At 70.5% G+C, this 20018-nt stretch carries 16 protein-coding genes and 1 pseudogene; 5 read left to right on the top strand and 12 right to left on the bottom strand.

From position 1 onward, the window contains the following. The first annotated feature begins 67 nt into the window (after positions 1–67). The gene (gene rocD, locus OHT21_RS16840; RefSeq protein ID WP_328769134.1) at positions 68–1273 is read left to right on the top strand and encodes an ornithine--oxo-acid transaminase; all 1206 of its coding nucleotides are present in this window, start codon (positions 68–70) and stop codon (positions 1271–1273) included. A gap of 166 nt (positions 1274–1439) precedes the next feature. On the opposite strand, the pseudogene OHT21_RS16845 reads toward rocD, so the two are convergent. Then, positions 1440–1610 (bottom strand): annotated as a pseudogene (locus OHT21_RS16845) (glutathionylspermidine synthase family protein); the annotation flags it as partial. An 80-nt stretch (positions 1611–1690) separates the two neighbouring features. Beyond that, positions 1691–3100: a MocR-like pyridoxine biosynthesis transcription factor PdxR gene (gene pdxR, locus OHT21_RS16850; protein ID WP_328769135.1), complete on the bottom strand. Its 1410-nt coding sequence runs from the start codon at positions 3098–3100 to the stop codon at positions 1691–1693. 47 nt (positions 3101–3147) lie between these two features. Here pdxR and OHT21_RS16855 point away from each other — a divergent pair, with 47 nt between their 5' ends. Genes OHT21_RS16855 through OHT21_RS16865 form a run of 3 tightly spaced genes read left to right on the top strand, consistent with a single transcriptional unit; the run spans position 3148 to position 4909 of the window. Beyond that, a complete protein-coding gene (locus OHT21_RS16855; protein WP_328769136.1) occupies positions 3148–3678 on the top strand; it encodes a carboxymuconolactone decarboxylase family protein in 531 nt (176 codons plus the stop codon). Further along, positions 3675–4121: a carboxymuconolactone decarboxylase family protein gene (locus tag OHT21_RS16860; RefSeq protein ID WP_328769138.1), complete on the top strand. Its 447-nt coding sequence runs from the start codon at positions 3675–3677 to the stop codon at positions 4119–4121. Before OHT21_RS16855 ends, OHT21_RS16860 begins: the two co-directional genes overlap by 4 nt. Further along, positions 4115–4909, top strand: a complete 795-nt coding sequence (locus OHT21_RS16865; protein WP_328769139.1) for an isocitrate lyase/PEP mutase family protein — start codon at positions 4115–4117, stop codon at positions 4907–4909. Before OHT21_RS16860 ends, OHT21_RS16865 begins: the two co-directional genes overlap by 7 nt. A 114-nt stretch (positions 4910–5023) precedes the next feature. Here the strand turns inward: OHT21_RS16865 and OHT21_RS16870 are convergent, their stop codons facing one another. From OHT21_RS16870 to OHT21_RS16880, 3 genes are all read right to left on the bottom strand, one after another. After that, on the bottom strand, positions 5024–6547 hold the full coding sequence (locus tag OHT21_RS16870; protein ID WP_328769140.1) for a GMC family oxidoreductase: 1524 nt from the start codon (positions 6545–6547) through the stop codon (positions 5024–5026). Between the two features lie 72 nt (positions 6548–6619). Further along, the gene (locus OHT21_RS16875; protein WP_328769141.1) at positions 6620–8140 is read right to left on the bottom strand and encodes an aldehyde dehydrogenase family protein; all 1521 of its coding nucleotides are present in this window, start codon (positions 8138–8140) and stop codon (positions 6620–6622) included. A 716-nt stretch (positions 8141–8856) separates the two neighbouring features. After that, positions 8857–9939, bottom strand: coding sequence for a DUF5954 family protein (locus OHT21_RS16880; protein ID WP_328769142.1), 1083 nt, complete (start codon positions 9937–9939; stop codon positions 8857–8859). A 92-nt stretch (positions 9940–10031) separates the two neighbouring features. Between OHT21_RS16880 and OHT21_RS16885 the strand changes: the two genes are divergently transcribed. After that, the gene (locus tag OHT21_RS16885; RefSeq protein WP_328769143.1) at positions 10032–10934 is read left to right on the top strand and encodes a bifunctional helix-turn-helix transcriptional regulator/GNAT family N-acetyltransferase; all 903 of its coding nucleotides are present in this window, start codon (positions 10032–10034) and stop codon (positions 10932–10934) included. Here the strand turns inward: OHT21_RS16885 and OHT21_RS16890 are convergent. The 7 genes from OHT21_RS16890 to OHT21_RS16920 all read right to left on the bottom strand — a co-directional run bounded on the left by OHT21_RS16890 (position 10924) and on the right by OHT21_RS16920 (position 19969). Then, positions 10924–11727, bottom strand: a complete 804-nt coding sequence (locus tag OHT21_RS16890) for a hypothetical protein (RefSeq protein ID WP_328769144.1) — start codon at positions 11725–11727, stop codon at positions 10924–10926. The genes OHT21_RS16885 and OHT21_RS16890 overlap by 11 nt on opposite strands. 49 nt (positions 11728–11776) lie before the next feature. Beyond that, positions 11777–12166 (bottom strand): hypothetical protein, encoded by a 390-nt coding sequence (locus OHT21_RS16895; protein ID WP_328769145.1) that lies wholly within the window; start codon positions 12164–12166, stop codon positions 11777–11779. After that, positions 12163–13926, bottom strand: a complete 1764-nt coding sequence (locus OHT21_RS16900; protein WP_328769146.1) for a hypothetical protein — start codon at positions 13924–13926, stop codon at positions 12163–12165. The genes OHT21_RS16895 and OHT21_RS16900 overlap by 4 nt, the downstream gene beginning before the upstream one ends. A gap of 279 nt (positions 13927–14205) precedes the next feature. Then, the gene (locus OHT21_RS16905) at positions 14206–15195 is read right to left on the bottom strand and encodes a malate dehydrogenase (RefSeq protein WP_328769148.1); all 990 of its coding nucleotides are present in this window, start codon (positions 15193–15195) and stop codon (positions 14206–14208) included. Positions 15196–16351: 1156 nt separating this feature from the next. Then, entirely contained in the window at positions 16352–17692 is a 1341-nt protein-coding gene (locus OHT21_RS16910) for a DUF2690 domain-containing protein (protein WP_328769149.1), read from the bottom strand. A 643-nt stretch (positions 17693–18335) separates the two neighbouring features. Then, positions 18336–19121 carry a helix-turn-helix domain-containing protein gene (locus OHT21_RS16915; RefSeq protein WP_443050383.1) on the bottom strand — a complete coding sequence of 262 codons (786 nt, stop codon included), beginning with the start codon at positions 19119–19121 and terminating at the stop codon, positions 18336–18338. Next, positions 19118–19969: a helix-turn-helix domain-containing protein gene (locus OHT21_RS16920; RefSeq protein ID WP_328769151.1), complete on the bottom strand. Its 852-nt coding sequence runs from the start codon at positions 19967–19969 to the stop codon at positions 19118–19120. Before OHT21_RS16920 ends, OHT21_RS16915 begins: the two co-directional genes overlap by 4 nt. Positions 19970–20018 lie beyond the last annotated feature (49 nt).

A 20018-nucleotide genomic window follows, 5' to 3' on the forward strand; every position in this document is an offset into this window, starting at 1 on the left:
ATCACCGGATCACCCCGGCCCCCCCTGGATCCCAGAGCAAGCCTGCCGAGAGGAGGTGGGAGTTCCCGTGACGCGTACGGAGGTGTTGATCGCCTCGGCCGAAGCGAACAGCGCGCACAACTACCACCCGCTGCCGGTCGTCGTGGCCACGGCGGACGGGGCGTGGATGACGGATGTCGAGGGGCGCCGTTTTCTCGACCTGCTGGCCGGATACTCCGCGCTCAATTTCGGGCACCGCAACAGACGGCTGATCGATGCGGCCAGAGCGCAGCTGGAGCGGGTGACGCTGACATCGCGAGCGTTTCATCACGACCGGTTCGCCGAGTTCTGCGCGCGGCTGGCGGAGCTGTGCGGCATGGAGATGGTGCTGCCGATGAACACGGGCGCGGAGGCGGTGGAGTCGGCTGTGAAGGCCGCGCGGAAGTGGGGGTACACGATCAAGGGCGTGCCCGACGGGACGGCGAAGATCGTCGTGGCGAGCGACAACTTCCACGGGCGTACGACGACGATCATCAGCTTCTCCACGGCTCCGGAGGCACGGGCGGACTTCGGGCCATACACACCGGGCTTCGAGATCGTGCCGTACGGCGATCTGACCGCGATGAGCCAAACCCTCACGCAGAACACGGTCGCCGTGCTGCTGGAGCCGATCCAGGGTGAGGCGGGCGTGCTGGTGCCGCCGGCCGGTTATCTCGCGGGCGTACGGGAGTTGACGCGGGAGCGGAATGTCCTGTTCATAGCGGATGAGATCCAGTCGGGACTGGGGCGGACGGGCAGGACCTTCGCGTGTGAGCACGACGGGGTGGTGCCGGACATGTATGTGCTGGGCAAGGCGCTCGGGGGCGGGGTCGTGCCGGTGTCGGCGGTGGTGTCGAGCGCCGAGGTGCTGGGGGTGTTCCGGCCCGGGGAACACGGTTCGACGTTCGGCGGCAATCCGCTGGCCTGTGCCGTGGCGATCGAGGTCATCGCCATGCTGCGGTCCGGGGAGTTCCAGGCGCGGTCTGCGGAGCTGGGTGAGCATCTGCATCGTGAGCTGGCGGTGCTGCGCGATACGGGCAGGGTGACGCAGGTCCGGGGGCGCGGGCTGTGGGCGGGGATCGATATCGCCCCGGCGTACGGCACTGGCCGGGAGGTCTCCGAGAAGCTGATGGACCGGGGCGTCCTGGTCAAGGACACCCACGGCGCCACCATCCGGATAGCGCCACCACTGGTGATCAGCAAGGAGGACCTGGACTGGGGACTCGCCCAACTCCGGACCGTATTGGGGGTGTAGAGAACCACCGGGACTCGGCATCACTGGGGCCCAGCGGATCACCCGGACCCAGAGCCACCGAGCCCCAGCGGATCACCGAGACGCCGAATCACTCGGACCCAGCGGATCACCGGGACTCGGAATCGCTGGGTCCCGGCGATCACCGGGACCCAGCGATCGCCGGGGCTCAGAGGATCACGTGCGGCAGGAAGCGGGCGTACTCGTCCGTGATCAGGCCGGCGGACTCGCGGATGTCGAGGCCCGCCGACTCGTCCTCGACTACCCAGGCGCCGAGGACGACACGGTTGCCGTCGAAGGAGGGAAGGGGGGCCAACTCCTGGTAGCAGCAGGGTTCTTCCGTGACCGTTCACCATCAACTTCTCGATCGTCACCCTACAGATCATGGTCCCGGCCGCCGTAACCGGGCCCGACGGGTCCTCAGGGCAGCACCCTGCACAGAGCGTCCAGCGTGCTCGACCACGCGTGGTCCGGGGGTGTGCCGTAGCCCACGACAAGGGCGTCGTACGGTCCGGCGGCGGCGACCTCGGCAACGTCCGCGTGGCGGTAGCGGGTCAGGCCGTGCAGCAACAGGCCCTGCCGGGCCGCCGCTCGGACCACCGACTGCTCGGTGCCGGGCGGGAGTTGGAGGACGGCGTGGAGGCCGGCCGCGATACCGGTGGCCCGCACCGACGGGGCGCGGGACGCGAGCGCCGCGACGAGCTGGTCGCGGCGGCGGCGATAGCGCAGACGGGACGCGCGGACGTGACGGTCGTACGCGCCCGAGGTGATGAACTCCGCCAGGGTCAGCTGGTCCAGGACCCCGCACGACCAGTCCGTGCCGCCCTTCGCCGACACGACCTCCGACGTCAGCGACGGCGGCAGGACCAGCCAGCCGAGCCGCAGTCCTGGCGCCAGGGACTTGCTCGCCGTGCCCATGTATACGACGCGGTCCGGGTCGAGGCCCTGGAGCGCGCCCACCGGCTGACGGTCGTAGCGGAACTCTCCGTCGTAGTCGTCCTCCAGGACCAGCCCGCCGGTTCCCCGCGCCCAGTCCACGACGGCGGCCCGCCGGTCGGGCCGCAGTGGCACGCCCATCGGGAACTGGTGCGAGGGGGTGAGCAGGACCGCCCCCCTCCCCGCTCCCGCCAAGGCGCCGGTACACGTCCCCAGTTCATCGAACGGCAGCGGCACCGTCCGCAACCCCGCCGCCTCCGCCACTCCCCAGTGCACGTCAAGCCCGTACGACTCCACGGCGAGCGAGCGCAGCCCCCGTTGCCGCAGTACAGCGGCGAGCAGCCGCAAGCCGTGTACGAAGCCGGAGCAGATGACGATCCGGTCGGGGTCGGTCCGTACGCCACGAGCGCGGGCGAGGTAGGCGGCGAGGGCGGTGCGGAGTTCGACGCGACCTCGTGGGTCGCCGTAGCCGAAGGCGTCGTGAGGTGCCTCGGACAGCGCGCGGCGGGCCGACCTGAGCCACTCGGCGCGGGGGAACGAGGCGAGGTCGGGGTTGCCGGGTTCGAGGTTGTGCGTCGGTCCGCGGGGCGAGCGAGGCCTGGGTGCCGTGTCCGAGTCCGGCGCCACCGCGGCCCGTTCCGCGACCCGCGTGCCCGAACCCTGGCGCGCGGTGAGCCAGCCCTCGGCGACGAGACAGGCGTACGCGTCGGCGACCGTGTTGCGCGCGATGCCGAGGTCGGCGGCGAGCGCCCGCGAGGACGGCAGCCGCGTCCCCGGTGCGAGCCGCCCGCTCCGCACCGCCTCGCGCAAGGCGTCCGTGAGCCCTCGGCGCAGACGGGAGCCGCCCAGGTCGAGGTGCAGATCAACACCTAAAGTGGCCCAGGGTTTCTCCATGAAAATGGACCATACTCCTGGGCTACTCGAACCTTAGGGTCGCAGTCATGACGACGAACGAGACGACCGACGACACGACCAGCACCACGACCGACACCACCTCGTACGTCCCCGAACACACCCCCCGGCTCGCGTGGGCCAAGCTCGCGCCCGACGTCTACAAGGCCATGATCAGGCTCGACACGGCGGCCCGGCAGGGCGTCGACCCCGTGCTCCTGGAGCTGGTGAAGATCCGCGCGTCGCAGATCAACCACTGCGCCTTCTGCGTCGACATGCACTCCAAGGACGCGCTCGCGGCCGGCGAGAGTGTCGAGCGGATCATCCAGCTCAGCGCGTGGGAGGAGTCGCAGCACTTCTACACGGCGAAGGAAGTCGCGGCGCTCGCGCTGACCGAGGCGGTCACGGTCCTCACGGAGGGCTTCGTGCCGGACGAGGTGTACGACGCGGCCGCCAAGCAGTTCGACGAGGCCGAGCTGGCGCAGCTGATCGCCGCGATCACGGTGATCAACGCGTGGAACCGGTTCGGCGTGACCTGCCGTATGGTCGCGGGGCACTACCAGGCGGGCGAGCACAAGTGACGGCTCGCACGCAGTTCCTCGATCCCGAGGTCGGCAAGGCCATGTCCGCGCTGAGCGCCGCCGCGAAGAAGGGCCTGGGCGACCCCGGGCTCGCCGAGCTGGTGCAGATCCGCGCCTCACAGCTCAACCACTGCGCGTTCTGCCTCGACATGCACCTCCAACTGGCCCGCAAGCACGGCGTGAGCGAGAAACAGCTCGACCTTCTGAACGCCTGGGAGGAGGCGGAGGACCACTACAGCGAGCGCGAGCGGTCCGCCCTCGCGCTGACCGAAGCGGTCACGGTCCTCACGGAAGGCTTCGTGCCGGACGACGTGTACGAGCGGGCGGCGCGGCACTTCGACGACGCCCAACTCGCGCATCTCATCGGGTTGATCACCGTTATCAACGGATGGAACCGGCTGATGGTCAGCCGACGCATCCCGCCGGGGGGCCGTGCATGGTGAGCAAGGTGGAGACGTTCCGCGCGCTGCATCAGGGCCGCTCACCGGACGACCCCCTGATCCTCCCCGGGCCGTGGGACGCGGCCAGTGCGCGGGTCTTCGAGGACGCCGGGTTTCCGGCGCTTGCGACGCCCAGCGCCGGGGTCGCCGCCTCGCTCGGTTACGAGGACGGGGCCACGCCCGCCGACGAAATGTTCGCGGCGGTCGGGCGCATCGCGCGGGCCGTGGACGTTCCGGTGTCGGCGGACGTCGAGGACGGGTACGGGCTCGCGCCCAAGGAGTTGGTGGACCGGATCCTTGAGACGGGTGCCGTCGGCTGCAACCTCGAGGACTCGCACGAGGGCGTCCTCAAGGACCCGGCGCGGCACGCCGACTGGCTGGCCGAGGTACGGGCCGTCGCGGGCGACCGGCTGTTCGTCAACGCGCGTGTCGACACGTTCTCACGCGGGGTCGCCGATCCCGAACGGGCCGTCGAGCGGGCCGCGTTGTACGTGGCGGCGGGCGCCGACTGCGTGTACCCGATCGGCGCCCCGGAGGATGCCCTCCCGGCGCTCCGGGCCGCGATCCCGGGTCCGATCAACGCCTACGCGCGACTGGAAGGTCCCGCACCGGCAGAGCTCGGCCGACTCGGGGCCACACGCATCACGTTCGGTCCCCGTCTGCAGCGCCGCGCCACCGAGGCGCTGACCGGCATGGCCCGAGCCCTGCACGACGACTGGCTCGGCCAGGCGCGCGCCGCAGCGCAACGCCTGGCCGACGAGAACCTCTCCGCGGAGCCGAACGCCTGGTGAGCGTCACGGACACCTGTTGACGGTCACTCGGACAGCCACGTCCGCCAAGTCGATTCGTGGCTGTCCACCCACTCCTTCGCCGCCTCCTCAGGAGTCAGCGAGTTGACGTGGCCATCACTCGCCACTGCCGAGCAGGTCCACGCACTTCTCTCCGACCATGAGCACCCCGATCATCGGGTTCACCGCGGGCATCGTCGGGAAGACGGAGGCGTCGGCGATCCGGATGCCGTCCAGTCCGCGGATCCTCAACTGCGGGTCGACGACGGCGAGTTGATCGTCCGGGGCGCCCATCCGGCAGGTGCCCGCCGGGTGGTACACCGTGTGGGCCACCGACCGCGCGTACACGCCGAGCTCCTCGTCGCCCGTGACGTCGGGACCGGGGGCCACCTCGCGCTTCAGCCAGCCCGCCAGCGGCTCGGACTTGGCGATCTCGCGGGCGATCCTGATGCCGTCGACCAGGGTGCGGCCGTCGTAGTCGTCCTCGTCCGTGAAGTAACGGAAGTCGAGGGCGGGCTTCTCGGCCGGGTCGGCGCTCGTCAGATAGAGCCTGCCGCGGCTGTGCGGCTTGGGGATGTTGGGGGTCATGGAGACGCCGTGAGCAGGGCGTTTGTACCCCAGGCGCTCCGGGTTGTCGGTGAACGGGATTTGGTAGAAGTGGAACATCAGGTCAGGACCCGGATGGTCGGGATCGCGGCGCACGAAAAGGCCCGCGTCGGAGTCCATCGCGGAGTTCTCGGGGATCGGGCCGTTCGTCTCCCAGACGATCACCGACTCGGGGTGGTCGAGCAGGTTCTCGCCGACGCCGGGCAGGTCATGCACGACGGGAATGCCGAGCGCCTCCAGATCGCGGGCGGGCCCGATACCGGAGTGCATCAGCAGCCGCGGTGAGTCCACGGCGCCCGCGCACAACAGGACTTCGTTCTCGGCGCGTACGAGGATCTCCTCGCCGTCCTTGGTCCGTACGTGCACTCCGCGCGCCCGCGTCCCTTCGAGCTCCAGCCTGTACGCCCAGGTCTCCAGCAGGATCGTCAGGTTCGGCCGGTCCAGGAAGGGGTGGAGGTACGCGACCGAGGCGGAGGACCGCTTGTTGTTCTCCGGGTGGTACGCGAGGTCGAAGAAGCCGACGCCCTCGCTGAACGGCTTCTTGTTGAAGCCGTCCACGCGCGGCACGTCCAGCGCGGCCTGGGCGGCGTCGACGAAGTCGCGGGCGATGGCGTTCCGGTCCTTCTCGTCGACGGCGACGATGTTGTTGCGCAGCCGGGCGTAGTACGCCTCCATCGGCACCGCGCCCCAGCCCTTGGCACCGTTCGCCTCCCACTCGTCCCAGTCGGACGGCAGCGGCTTGAACGCGATCAGCGTGTTGTGCGAGGAGCAGCCGCCGAGCACCCGGGCCCGGCTGTGCCGGATATGCGAGTTGCCGCGCGGCTGCCGGGTCGTCGGGTAGTCGTAGTCCAGCTCCCCGCCGAGCAGCCCCATCCAGCGGCGCAGGGTGAGAACGTCCTCGCGGTCGACGTCGCTGGGGCCGCCCTCGATCACGGCGACGGTGACGTCCGGGTCCTCGGTCAGGCGTGAGGCGATGACGGAGCCGGCGGTACCGCCGCCGATGACGACATAGTCGTACGTGTGCTGCTCAGGCATGGGGGATTACTCCTCGGGGTCGTACAAGGTGCTGCGCTTGGCGGTTCCTTGGCGGGGTCAGGGGCGGGGGCGTCAGCCCGCGAACCACCGCACCGGCTTCGGCGCGAGGTTCTGGTACACGTGCTTGCTCTCGCGGTACTCGTCGAGACCGGTGGGACCCAGCTCCCGCCCGACGCCGCTCTTTCCGAAGCCGCCCCACTCCGCCTGCGGGAGGTAGGGGTGGAAGTCGTTGATCCAGACGGTCCCGTGCCGCAGGCGTGCCGCGACGCGGCGGGCGCGGCCCGCGTCGGAGGTCCAGACGCCGCCCGCGAGCCCGTACTCGGTGTCGTTGGCGAGCGCGACGGCCTCGTCCTCCGTACGGAACGTCTCGACGGTCAGTACGGGCCCGAAGACCTCCTCGCGTACGACCTTCATCTCGCGGTGGCACTGGTCGAGGACGGTGGGCTCGTAGAAGTAGCCGGTCGCGGGCCGTTCCGCCGACGGTTCGGGCCGCTTGCCGCCGGACCGCAGCACCGCGCCCTCCGCGAGGGCGGAGGCGACGTACGCCTCGGTCTTCTCCCGCTGCTGCTCGGAGACGAGTGGACCGCACTCGACGCCGTCCTCGGTGCCCCGGCCGAGGCGGATCTTGCCGGCCCGGCGGGCGAGTTCGGCGACGAAGCGTTCGCGTACGGACTCCTCGATGATGAGGCGTCCGCCGGCGGAGCAGACCTGGCCGCTGTGGATGAACGCGGCGTTCAGGGCCTGGTCGACGGCGGTGTCGAAGCCTTCCTCCGTGGCGCAGGCGTCGGCGAAGACGACGTTGGGATTCTTGCCGCCGAGTTCGAGGGCGACCTTCTTGACGGTGACGGCGGCGGCCTGGGCGACCTTGATCCCGCTGATGAGACCGCCGGTGAAGGAGACCAGGTCGACACCAGGGTGCTCGGCGAGGCGGGCGCCCACGGTGTGCCCGGGGCCGGTGACGATGTTCGCGACTCCGTCGGGCAGCCCGGCCTCCTGGAGCAGCTCCACAACGGCGATCGTGGTGAGCGGAGTGATCTCGCTGGGCTTGACGACGAAGGTGTTCCCGGCGGCGAGTGCGGGCGCGATCTTCCAACTCGCTTGCAGCAGCGGATAGTTCCAGGGCGTGATCATGGCGCACACGCCGACGGGTTCATGCACGACGACGCTGTGGATGTCGTCGGAACCGGCGTCGACGACCCGCCCGCCGCCCTCGCCCACGACGAGATCGGCGAAGTACCGGAAGGCGTCGGCGACACAGTCGATGTCGACGCGCCCTTCCTCAAGCGTCTTGCCGGCGTCCCGGCTCTCCAGCAGCCCGAGCCGCTCACGATCGCGTACGAGGAGATCGGCGACGCGACGCAGCAGGGCGCTCCGCTCTGTGGCGGGGGTGTGGCGCCAGGGCCCTTCGTCGAAGGCGCGGCGGGCGGCCTCGATGGCCGCGTCCGCATCCCGTCCGTCACCCTCCGCAACCACGGCGAACGGCTTGGCGTCCGCCGGATCGAGCACCTCACGTGTCTCCCCGGAGACGGCCGCGCGCCACTCCCCGCCCACGTGAATCGTCTGCTGCGCCTGTCGCTCCGCTGGTCCCGCCATGGTCGGTGCTGCCTTCCGTTCCTGTACGCCCCTGCGGCACAGCCGTGCCACTTCCGAGGAGCGGTGTGCCCCTGCCCCGGGCAGGACGTTTCATGCCCGTCCCCGCCAGTGTGCCGCGTCACTATGAGAAACGGCTCCTGCTGAGCGGAACCCTTTCCCTGACCTGGGGCGACTGCCTCCGGCGGTTGAGCAGGGCGCCTACCGGGAGGGTGGGTTCTGGTTCATGGCGACTGCCGGTCCGTCGTGGCTCGTCGCGCAGTTCCCCGCACCCCGAACCGCCCGCCACAAAGCTCACCAGCCGCCATGCTCACCAGCCACGACGAAACCCGCAGCTTCCCGCCGGTGGGAGGGGACGTGGGCCGGTGCGTCCTATGCCCGTCGCTTAGCTCCGGTCTGGGCACACCAGCACCCTGTATCAGCAAGGGGCCGTATGCCCTGTTGGCGACGGGCTGACGCACCGGACCGCGGCCCCGCACCCACCACGCACCCCAGGGGCGCGGGGAACTGCGCGACCAGCCACACACAACCCGCAGCCGACAACGCACCCACCCGCCCAACCGCCGGAGGCACCCCGCGGGGCTGTGTCAATTTGCGGCTCCGCCGCGTGGGCGCAAACAACCACACACAACCCGCACCCGCCCAACCGCCGGAGGCACCCCGCGGGGGTGGCGCGACCGGCCACAACGAACCGTCAGCCGACAACGAAACCCAACCGCTCAACCGCCGGAGGCACGCCGCTCCGCCTCCGCCTCCCACAACCGCTTAAGCTCCCGCGTCCGCTCATCGAGCTCGATCGGCTCGTCCTCCTCCTTCCACAGGCCCTGTTCCTTGAGCTGGCGGACATGGATCTCGACGGGAGGTTCGGGGTCGAAGTCGGAGGGGCGGGGGCCCTCGGGGCCGTCGGGCCCGATGCGGACCAGACGTTCGACGCGGGTGACGCGAAAGCGGCGGCCCGCGACACTCGCCACGTTGCTGCGCTTCTCGTCGAGACGGTCGGCGGCCCGCGCATATTCCTCGCGGGCAGCGTCGTCGAGGCGAAGCTCAAAGGGGCCCATGACGCGCAGATACGAGGTCAGAACGTCGCGCGCGGCCTGGGGCGAGCGATGGGACGCCCCAGGATTGTGCGGCTTCCAACTGCCGTCCACCCCCTCGGAGATCATGAACACGGCAGGGAGGAGGACACCACCCGGATGGGTCGCCAGAGCCCGCCGCGCGTCGTCGGCGACATCCGGCGGCGCGCCCGGAACGACGCCGACGAAGCGGACCAGGTCCAGCTTGAGGATGCCGTCGGCCAGACCCGTACCGGTGTACGGATCGATCACCTGGCCCCGGGGACGTACATGATCGGCGTCGAGCGGATCGGGGTCGGAGGGGCGGGGCGGTTCAGGGCCGTTGCCGCCCATGCGGATGAACCGTGAGGCGCTGACGATCCTGAACCGGCCGCCCAGCACGGTCAGCTCGTCGACGACCTCGCGGTCCATGCGTCTGGCCGCCGCCATCCACTTGCCCTGGGCGCTCTCGTCCCCGGCGTCCTCGGCCTCCTTGGCGCTGCGCCGGAAGTGCGAACCCAGCATGTCCCGCGCCCCCTGCGGCGTATCGCTGCTGTAGTCGGACAGCTGCCAGCCGCCCTCCTCGCGCTCCCGCGCATGGAAGAACTCGGGAATCCCCACCCCCAACAACTGCGGGTACCTCTCCCGCGCCTGCCAGGCCTCCTGCTCGGCGAAGGCCGCGATAGGCCCTTCCTGCGGGGTCACCCGGAACGTCAGATAGCCGGGAACTTCATCTGCGTAACCGCACATGTACGGACTGCGCCCGCTCGGCCCCTGCCCCCGCCACCCACTTCGGACAACTCGAAGACGCCCTCTCTACCTTTGACTACAGTCAAAGAAATATGAAGCCAGTGTCCACAGAGCATGTGACCACCCTTCGCCGCTTCAACCGCTACTTCACCCGCCGCATCGGCGCACTCGACGATCACTACCTCGGCCAGGACCGGCCACTCGGCGAGGCCCGCCTCCTGTACGAGATCGGGGACGGGGCCTCGCTCCGCGAGCTGCGCAGCCGACTCGGCCTGGACGCCGGGTATCTGAGCCGGATGGCCAAGGCCCTGGAGTCGCAGGGGCTGGTGCGGATCACCGTGCATCCGCAGGACACCCGGCTGCGGGTCGCGGAGCTGACCCCGGCCGGACGCGTCGAGGTGAAGGAGCAGAACCGGCGGGCCAACCGTCTCGCCGAGGGGCTGCTCAGCGGGCTGACGCCGGCCCAGCGCGAGCAATTGACCGAGTCCCTCGGCACCGCCCAGCGGCTGCTCAGGCTCGCCGCGATCACGGTCGAGCTCGTCGACGGAGCCGCCCCGGACGCCCGTGCCTGCCTCGACGCCTACGCCGCCGACATCGACGCCCGCTTCCCCGAGGGCTACGACCGGGCCTCCCTCGTCCAGCCGCACGAGGTGTCGGGCGACACCGGCGCCTTCCTCGTCGCGTACGAGGAAGGCCGAGCGGTCGGCTGCGCGGCTCTGCGCCGCCTCGAACCCGGCGTCGGCGAGATCCGGCACGTCTGGGTGCACCCGGCCGCCCGCCGCCTCGGCCTCGCCCGCCGACTGCTCGCCGAGCTGGAGCGGCAGGCGGCAAGGCTCGGCTGCGGAGTCGTACGCCTCGACACACACGCCACGCTCATCGAGGCACAGGCGATGTACCGGGCGTGCGGCTACACCGAGATCCCCCGCTACAACGACGACGTGTACGGGGCGTACTTCTTCGAGAAGTCCCTGCCCAAGCCGCCGCTCATTCCGTGACCGGCTCCGGGCAGACCGTGGCCGGTGGGCAGAACCAGGTCAACGCCGTTTCCAGGACCTGTCGTTCGTCGTCGAAGCCGTCCGACTCCGGGCCGTAGGAGGTGATCGCGTACAGCTTGCCGTCCAGGGATTCGAAGCGATGGTCGACGACGTGCCAGGTGCCGATCTCCTCCTCACCCTTGAGGGAGTCCGCGAGGTATTCGAGGCGGGCGGCCGGGCGGCCGCTGTCCTCGAGGCTTTCCAGGGAGAGCTGCTCAAAGCCGTCGGGCTTGGCGGTGCCGGCGGACACGAACTCCTGGAGCGAGTCGTCCGGGCTGGCCTCCAGCACCTCGTAGATCTGAAGGCGGCGAGAACCGTCGGTGCTGCGGTAGTTGACGACGTCGAAGCCGTGGAGGGAGTCGGACGTCTGCCGGTTCGCGACCCAGCCCTCCTTGACGGCCACTCGGAAGCCCTCCTCGTCCTGCACGGGCTCGTATTCGGGGGGCAGCGTGGCCGTCGAGCTCGGGGACGCCGGGTCCCCGGTGCCCGTACCCCCGCCCGGGTCGCCGTTCGTTTCCCCGCTCTGTCCGGGTGCCGGGGTCTCGCGGGCCGTGAAGTACCCCTGCGGTCCCGGCTCGTCCTTCCAGCCCAGTGCCCAGGTGCCGAAGGCCAGCGAGCAGACCGCGAGGACCGCGACGGTCCCGCGCAGCGCCTGGCGCTGGCGTACTTCGTCGCGCCGCTGGTCCACGACGATCTGCTGTTCCTGTTCGGGCCCCGCCCAGTCCTGGCGGTCGGCGTCGAAGACCCTCACCATCGTTGGACCTTCACCATCGTTGTCCCTCTGCCATCGTCGTCTCTCCGGCTCAGCCGAGCAGTTGAGTGATCGCCTGGGTGACGGCGGTCACGGACGCGGCGGTCGCCGCGGCGGGACCGTAGTCCGCGAGACGGTCCCGGACCCGGGTGAGCAGTCCTGGCGCGCTGCGCCCGGTGCGGGCGATCTCGCCCTCCACTTCGGCCAGTTCGGCACCAAGTGCCTCACTCTCGGCCGTACGCTCCTGCCGCCCGAGTTCGGTACGCAGTGTCCGTACGGCGGTGAGCAGCTCCCCGTACCCCGGGTCGGCAGTCACGGCCGTGTAGTTGACCGACTCGGCCTTGCCGTGGTCGCCGAAGGCCTGGGAGCCTCCGCTGATCGAACCGATGTGGATCTGCGGCCCGCCGCCCGGCCCCCCGCTCGCTCCCCCGTCGGTGCTCATACCGTGCTCCTCTCCGTGTGCGTGGCCTGGCCGTGCGCGCCCGTGGCGAGGGCGCCGCCGGACATCTCCTTGATGTAGAGCCCGCTGTTGTGGATGTTGGTGATGTTCTGCTCCAGGCGGTCGGTGCGGTAGCCGTGGGCCTGGAGGGCGTCCCGTACGCCTTCGCCGATCCGGTCCTGCAGGGTCCTGATGTAGCGGGCGACGTCCATCTCTTGGAAGAGGGACAGCTCGTCGGTGCCGGCCAGCTCGCGCAGCGAGACCAGGGGGGCGTCGGGCGCGGCCTGTTCGGCCCGGGCCGACCACTGGCGCAGGGCGGATCCCAGGGTGCGCAGGGCCGCGATACCGGTCGCCACACCGACAGCCGGGGCGTCGACAAGAGCGCGCACGGCATCCCGCAGCGGGCCCTCCGGCGGCCGCCCCACGACGGCGTCGATCTGCCGGAACTCCGGCACGATCGGCCCGAGCACATGCGGCACCACTTCGAGTACGAGCATGCCGCCCTGGGTATACACCCGTACCAGCAGCGAGACGACGACCTGCTCGTTCCAGGCCCCCACCCTGACCCGCAGGAAGTGCCGTCGGGCCTCCCCGCCCTCCCCCACGGACTCGACCAAGTGCCGGTCGACCTGCGCGGACTCGTACACGCTCGCGGTACGGGAGTCGTCCGGGCCCATCACGAGCGGCTCGTCGCGGCCCACTCCGGACGGAAGGTAGACGAACTCCTCGATCTCCAGCTCTCGCAGCCGGTCCCGGCTCCCGTCCCCGGCCGACGTCTTCAGGGCCCGCAGCCGAGGGGTGATCATGTCGATGACCTCGCGCGCGGTGAGCTGCGCGGCCTCCGGCCGGGGCGCCGGTACGCCGTTGCCGCTCTCCCCCGCCTCCCTCCGCCGCAGTTCCAGTACGACCGTCCAGGGCTTCCGGGGCACTCCGGCGCCGACGAACGGGCGGTTGACGTCGTAGAGGGCGAGCGAGGCGTCCTGCTCCCGGCGGATGCGCTCGGCAAGGGCCTCGTAGCGGCCGGGCAGGCCGGGGTCGGGCGTCTCGGCGAACGTCTGCCGGGCCAGCGCCATACGCAGCGTCTGCTTCCGATGCCACTGGTGGCGCCAGACGACGACGGCCAGCAGCAGCGGGAAGATCACGGGGTACGGGTTGTCCTCGACCCCTGCCCAGCCCTGCACCCAGTACCTGAGGCAGATGAGCCAGGCGATCGCGGTCACCAGCCAGCCGAGGCGCCGCTGCAGCCAGGCCAGCGCGGGCGGCAGCTTCAGCCGCTGCACCACGGCGGTGTCCGTGCCCCGGCCGGAGATGACCCGGGCGAACCACAGCAGCAGGACGACCGAGGCGTACGACATGGTCCAGGTGCCCGGCACGAGCCCGCCGAACAGGCCCGGCGCCCCCAAGTCGTCGCCGTAGTCCGACTCGAAGACGACCCGGACGTAGTCGCCGAAGGACAGCCCGGTGTCGCCGCCGGCACTGTCCTCCGCGGTGTCCTTGATCATCACCACATCGCTGACCAGGAACCCGACCCACACCGCGAGCAGCAGCAGGGCGATCAGCACCTCGTCGCGGCGGGCGCGCAGCGCATGCGCGAGGACGGGCAGAACGTCCGCGCCGAGCGGCGGCGCCACCGGGCGCTCCGGGTGCCCGACGAGTTCGTCGATGACGCGCCTGCGGAACCCCGCGTCCAGGTGGGCACCCGCGCACAACAGCCTGGTGGCCTCGGTGTGGCCCCAGCGCCGCCTCGACGGTTCGCTTCCCATACTCCCGACACTCCCGTTTCCCGCAGGCACATACCGACTGCGGGCGAATTCCATTGGTGGACAAGGGAGTTGACGCTAGCGAAGAGATCACGGAGACGGGAGAGGCGAACGGAAATGCCACCCGAACAGGTGAACCCGCCCGCACCGGCGCATGAGCGTTGCCGTGTGCGGGGAAAGCACGAGCCCGCACGGCCGGGTGTGGCCGTACGGGCTCGCGGAATACTACGGAATGCCGGGGTCCGCTCGGAGCAGACCCTCAGACCCTCAAGACCTGACCCCTCAGATGAGGCCGAGACCGCGGACGGCCTCGCGCTCCTCCTCCAGCTCCTTCACCGACGCGTCGATGCGGGCGCGGGAGAAGTCGTTGATGTCGAGGCCCTGGACGATCTCGTACTGGCCGTCCTTCGCGGTGACCGGGAAGGAGGAGATCAGGCCCTCCGGGACGCCGTACGAGCCGTCCGACGGGATGCCCATCGACGTCCAGTCGCCCTCGGCCGTGCCGTTGACCCAGGTGTGGACGTGGTCGATGGCGGCGTTGGCGGCGGAGGCCGCCGAGGAGGCGCCGCGGGCCTCGATGATGGCCGCGCCGCGCTTGGCGACGGTCGGGATGAAGTCCTCGGCCAGCCACTTCTCGTCGTTGACGGTCTCGGCGGCGTTCTTGCCGGCGACCGTGGCGTGGAAGATGTCGGGGTACTGGGTGGCCGAGTGGTTGCCCCAGATCGTCAGGCGCTTGATGTCGGCGACCGAGGCGCCCGTCTTCTTCGCGAGCTGGCTCAGCGCGCGGTTGTGGTCGAGACGGGTCATCGCCGTGAAGCGCTCGGCCGGTACGTCCGGGGCAGCGGCCTGGGCGATGAGCGCGTTGGTGTTGGCCGGGTTGCCGACGACGAGAACCTTGATGTCGTCCGCGGCGTGGTCGTTGATGGCCTTGCCCTGCGGCTTGAAGATGCCACCGTTGGCCTCCAGCAGGTCGCCGCGCTCCATGCCCTTCGTACGGGGGCGGGCGCCGACCAGGAGGGCTACGTTCGCGCCGTCGAAGGCGACATTCGGGTCGTCGGAGATGTCGATGCCCTGAAGGAGCGGGAAGGCGCAGTCGTCGAGTTCCATCGCCGTGCCCTCGGCGGCCTTCAGCGCCGGGGTGATCTCCAGGAGGCGCAACTTGACCGGCACGTCCGCGCCGAGCAGCTGGCCGGAGGCGATGCGGAAGAGCAGGGCGTAACCGATCTGGCCGGCCGCGCCGGTGACGGTGACGTTCACGGGAGTGCGGGTCATGGCGTTCTCCGTATGACAGCTGGCGGTGGGGCGGCACTGCCCCGGACTTTTGATCGATCTCTTGGCGTCAAGAGAGATCCAGCGATCAGGCTATCGCGCATCCGGGATCTCGGACCTCCGGGTCCGTGTGGCCCACCCCACAAGCCGCTCCGCGGGTGGAGCCACGGAGTGGCGGCCGCCGGTCGGGAGAGGGGGTGACGGCGGCCGCCGGGTGGGGTGCCGGCTTGTCGGGGCCGGGAGGTGGGTGCCGTCCTCCCGGCCGGTGCCGGATCCCGTGGGGGGTTGAGGTTCGCCTGCCCCCGAGTCGGCGACTCATTCCTGTTGTTCGCCCACCAGGAGTTCGGTTCCCGGTCGACTGCGGACCCGTTGTGGCTGGTCGGACAATTCCCCAGCCCCGCCCCTTCCCGGCTGTATCAATTTGCGGCTCCGCCGCGTGGGGGGCTCCGCCCCCAGACCCCGCTGTCTCCGGCGGGGTGGGTGAGGCGCCTACGGCGGGTGGGTGGGTTCGTGGGGGTGGGTGGGTGCCTACTGGGGTAGGGGGGTGACACTGCGCGTCGCGGCTGCGGGTGCGTTGTGGCTGGTCGCGCCCACGCGGCGGAGCCGCATATTGGCACAGCCCCGCGACTGCCTCCGGCGGTTGAGCAGGGCGCCTACCGGGAGGGTGGGTTCTGGTTCATGGCGACTGCCGGTCCGTCGTGGCTCGTCGCGCAGTTCCCCGCACCCCGAACCGCCCGCCACAAAGCTCACCAGCCGCCATGCTCACCAGCCACGACGAAACCCGCAGCTTCCCGCCGGTGGGAGGGGACGTGGGCCGGTGCGTCCTATGCCCGTCGCTTAGCTCCGGTCTGGGCACACCAGCACCCTGTATCAGCAAGGGGCCGTATGCCCTGTTGGCGACGGGCTGACGCACCGGCCCGCGGCCCCGCACCCACCAACAACCCAGGGGCGCGGGGAACTGCGCGACCAGCCACGACGGCGCCGCAGCCGACAACGCACCCAACCGCCCAACCGCCGGAGGCACCCCGCGGGGAACTGCGCGAGCAACCACCACGAGCCGTCACCCGACAACGAACCCAACCGCCCAACCGCCGGAGGCACCCCGCGGGGCTGCGCGACCAGCCCCAACGGCGCCGCAGCCGACAACGAACCCAACTACTCAACCGGCGGAGCCGGTCGTGCACCCTTCCTCGCCGGAGGCAAGCGTCGCGCAAGCCTTCACATCAGCCGCGTCCTTCACCGCCACCATCGGCGTATACGTGTCGGTGTCCACCTTCACCCGACCCGTCTGCTCCGCCGCGCCCGCCGTGCTGATCTGGACCTCGTCGCCGATCGCGGCCTGCGTGATGCGGGCCCAGGCGGCGCCGCAGGTCTCGCTGTAGCGGACCTCGATGAGGGCCGTGCCGACCGAGACGCTGTCGGTGGTCGTCGCCAACTCGCCGCCGCAGCCCATGTTCTCGGGGTCCTCGCCCGTGCAGTCCTTGCCGCTGCACTCGACACCGGACGGCAGGTTCTTGCTGACGGTCGGGGTAGGGGTCGGCTTCGCCTCGTCGCCGCTCCCGCCACCGCCGGGGTCGGTGAGATAGAGGGCGGCCGCGATCATCACGAGCGCGCCGACGACACCCGCGAGGAACATCGTGACCCGCCGCTTCCGCCGCGGGGCGTCCGGCGAACCACCGGAGCGCGGCGGCCGGGCGTCCTCGGGCGGCCCTCCGGCCGGACCGGACGGCCCGGTCGGCACGGAATACCCGGACTGTCCGGACTGTCCGGGATAACCCGACTGCCCGTACTGACCCGACTGACCGTACTGACCCGGCTTGCCGGACGATCCGGCCGCACCGTACTGACCCGGCGGAGGAGCAACCCCCCAACTCCCCGCACGGGGAGCCGAAGGACCACCAGGAGTGGACGTACCAGACCTACCGGACGAACCCGTAGAACCCGCCGAGCTCGAGGAACCCGACGAACCCGAACCCGACGACTCCTTCTGCGGAATCCGCCCCAGGAACGACGTCGGCGCGTCCCCGCCGGACGAAGGACTACGCGGCGGCGCCGTGGATGCGGCCCCGGCGCCCGCCGGCTTGGGCGGAGCCGCGGCGGCGGCCTTGCCGGCCGCCGGCTTGCCTCGGGTGCCGCCCTTGGCCTTGGGAGGGTTGGGGCCCAACTCCCCGAGCGCGGCGCGCGCCTGGGAGATCCGTATGGCCTCCATGGTCATGTCGTGGCGCATCTCCGAACGGCTCCACGCCCGCTCGGCCAGCTCCCACATCGTGGTCAGGTGGACCGGATTCGTGCCGGTCACCTCGGCCAGCGCCACGATCGCGCCCTTGGGCGCGAGCAGCCGGCCGTTCAGGTACCGCTCCCAGGATGTCTTGCTGTAACCGGTGCGGTCGGCCACGGCAGCGACGCTCAGCCCGCTGCGGTCGACAAGTCGACGCAGCTGGCTGGCGAACTCCCTGACCTGCGGATCGAGTTCATCCGGCAAGGCCCTCCAACGAGGCATTGCTCCCCCTCTTCCCCCCGTGCGTGCTTTTCTTTCCTCGCGCGTGACGCCCTCTGCCGAGTCCCCGTCCGGCCTACCCACAGGGATGCGCGGAGCCAGGATCTCAGTTCCCCGGGTGTGGGCGCACAGGAGCATTTCGAGCCGTGGGCATGCACCGTTGCACGCCCGCTGGTATGCGGTCCAGTGTCCCACCGAGATCCCGTGCGACCTGCTTGACCCCCCTGGTCAACGCACCGGACGTCCCGGACCATCCCGATTGCCCACGTTATCCCTGCTGTTGGACGTGATCAGATCAAATCCCCGAACTTGTCAATACATCGACACAACGGGAACACATACACGACATCGCCTGTCACTAGTGAACCGGAAGCATCAGAGGAATCGCATACCTACCGGCGGGTGAAGTACAGATCGTTACGGGACACGTCGCACTTCTGGCACGAGGTACCGGAACGGTCACCTCCGTGCCACAGGGAACTGACAGGTCTTGAAGCCCTGTTGGCAGGCCCATGACTCTTGAGCACAGGCGGCGCCCGTCCTCGCTCGGGGGAGTGGACGGGCGCCGTCGGCACCCTCCGAACCCAACCCCCGGTACCGATGCGAACCGGGCGCAAACCGGACGCATGCAGGGTGCGAACCGGGCTCAGGCCTCAATGCAGACGCGCTCCCCCTTGGCCGGAATCAGACAGACGCGGGTCCCGGCCGGGTCGTCCGCCGGCGTCATCGTCGTCGCGAGATAGCGGGTTGTGTCGTTCCGCACTTTCGCCCGTACTTCCTTGGGGTCGGCCCCGGAGCGGGTCAGCTCGACCCGGTCCCCGATCCGCAGCCCCGTCGCGCGCGCCCACACCGCGTCGCATGCGGTGCCGTGGCGAAGTTCCACGCGCTGTCCGTCGGCGAAGGTGCGCTGAGCGGCCGTGGTCACCATGTTGTCGCCGCCGCAGCCCATGTCGACGGGGTCCTGGCCGTCGCAGTCGCGTCCGGTGCAGCCGGGCGAGTACGTCGCGCCGGTTGAGTACGTCGGTGGGGGCACCGCGCTGTCCGCCGACTCGTCCGGCAGCAGGAGCACCGCGGCACACACCCCGGCGGCGACGACCACGCCCGCGGCGAACACCACCCGGCGTAGTCGGCGGCCGTGCCGCACACCGGCCTCCGCCTCCGCCTCTTCCTCAGCCTCCGCAGCGCTCCTCCCCCGGCCGCTCCACTCCGCGTCGGCCAGTTCCCACAGCGCGAGGAGCCGTTCGGGCCGCTCGCCCGCGACGCGGCAGAGGGCAACGACAGCCTCGTACGGAACGGGCTTCTCGCCGTTGAGATAGCGAGCCCAGGAGGACTTGCTGTACGGGGTGCGGACGGCGAGCTCGCTCAGGCTCAGGCCCGCCGCTTCCCGTAACCTCCTCAAGTCTGCGGTCAGTTGGCTTACTTCCGGAGTCACTTGCGCAGCTCCCGCCAGGTGTCGGGGCCGACGATGCCGTCCCGGGCGATCTGGCGCTTCTCCTGGAACGCCCAGGCCGCGCTCTTGGTCTCCTCGCCGTACACCCCGTCGATGTCGCCGGGGTCGAAGCCGTGCCGGGCGAGCAGGCACTGCGCCTCCACGACGTCCCAGCCGACGTGGTTGATGTCGAGCAGCACCTGCTGGGAGGCGCTGTACCCGGCGTACAGTCCGCCGTCCTTGCGGGAGATGTCGCAGTCGTACGTCTGCCCGCGCCGGTAGCTCTCGGCGGCGAGCGCGGTCTGCTGACCGGGACCGCCCTGACCGGGACCGCCGGAGTCGTCCTGCCAGGACAGACCGACGATCGTCCCAGCGCCGAACGCGACGAGCAGCGCGGCGACGGCACCGAGGACGAGGCGGGGGCGCGGGCGACGCCGTACGCCGGGTGGGTCGCTCGAGCGACGCGGTTCGGTCGCCGTTCGCAAGGCGGAGGTTCGCATGGTGACCGTGCGCGAGGCGGCGGTTCGCGTGGTGGCGGTGGGCTCCTCCTCGGGCTCCGCCGCGGCACCCGACGCCCCCGGAGCCGCCTCGCGCGCTCCCTCCGCCACCTCGTGGAGGACGAGCAGCCTGGTCGGGTCTGTGCCGCAGACGCGCGCGAGTTCGATTACGGCTCCGCGGGGAACCGGCTTCTTGCCGTTGAGCCAGCGCTCCCACGACGAGGAGCTGTACGTGGTCTTCGCCGCGAGCGCGGACAGGCTGAGTCCGCTGCGGTCCTTCAAACGCCGCAGCTGAACGATGAGTTGCCGCTCCCGCTGGTCGAGCGAGTCGGGCAGTTCCTTCCAGCGCGCCATGTCGCCACCCCCCGTGATCGTTTGGCGCGTGCGTACGTATATGAGGTTG

The organism is Streptomyces sp. NBC_00286 (assembly GCF_036173125.1).
GTDB lineage: Bacteria > Actinomycetota > Actinomycetes > Streptomycetales > Streptomycetaceae > Streptomyces.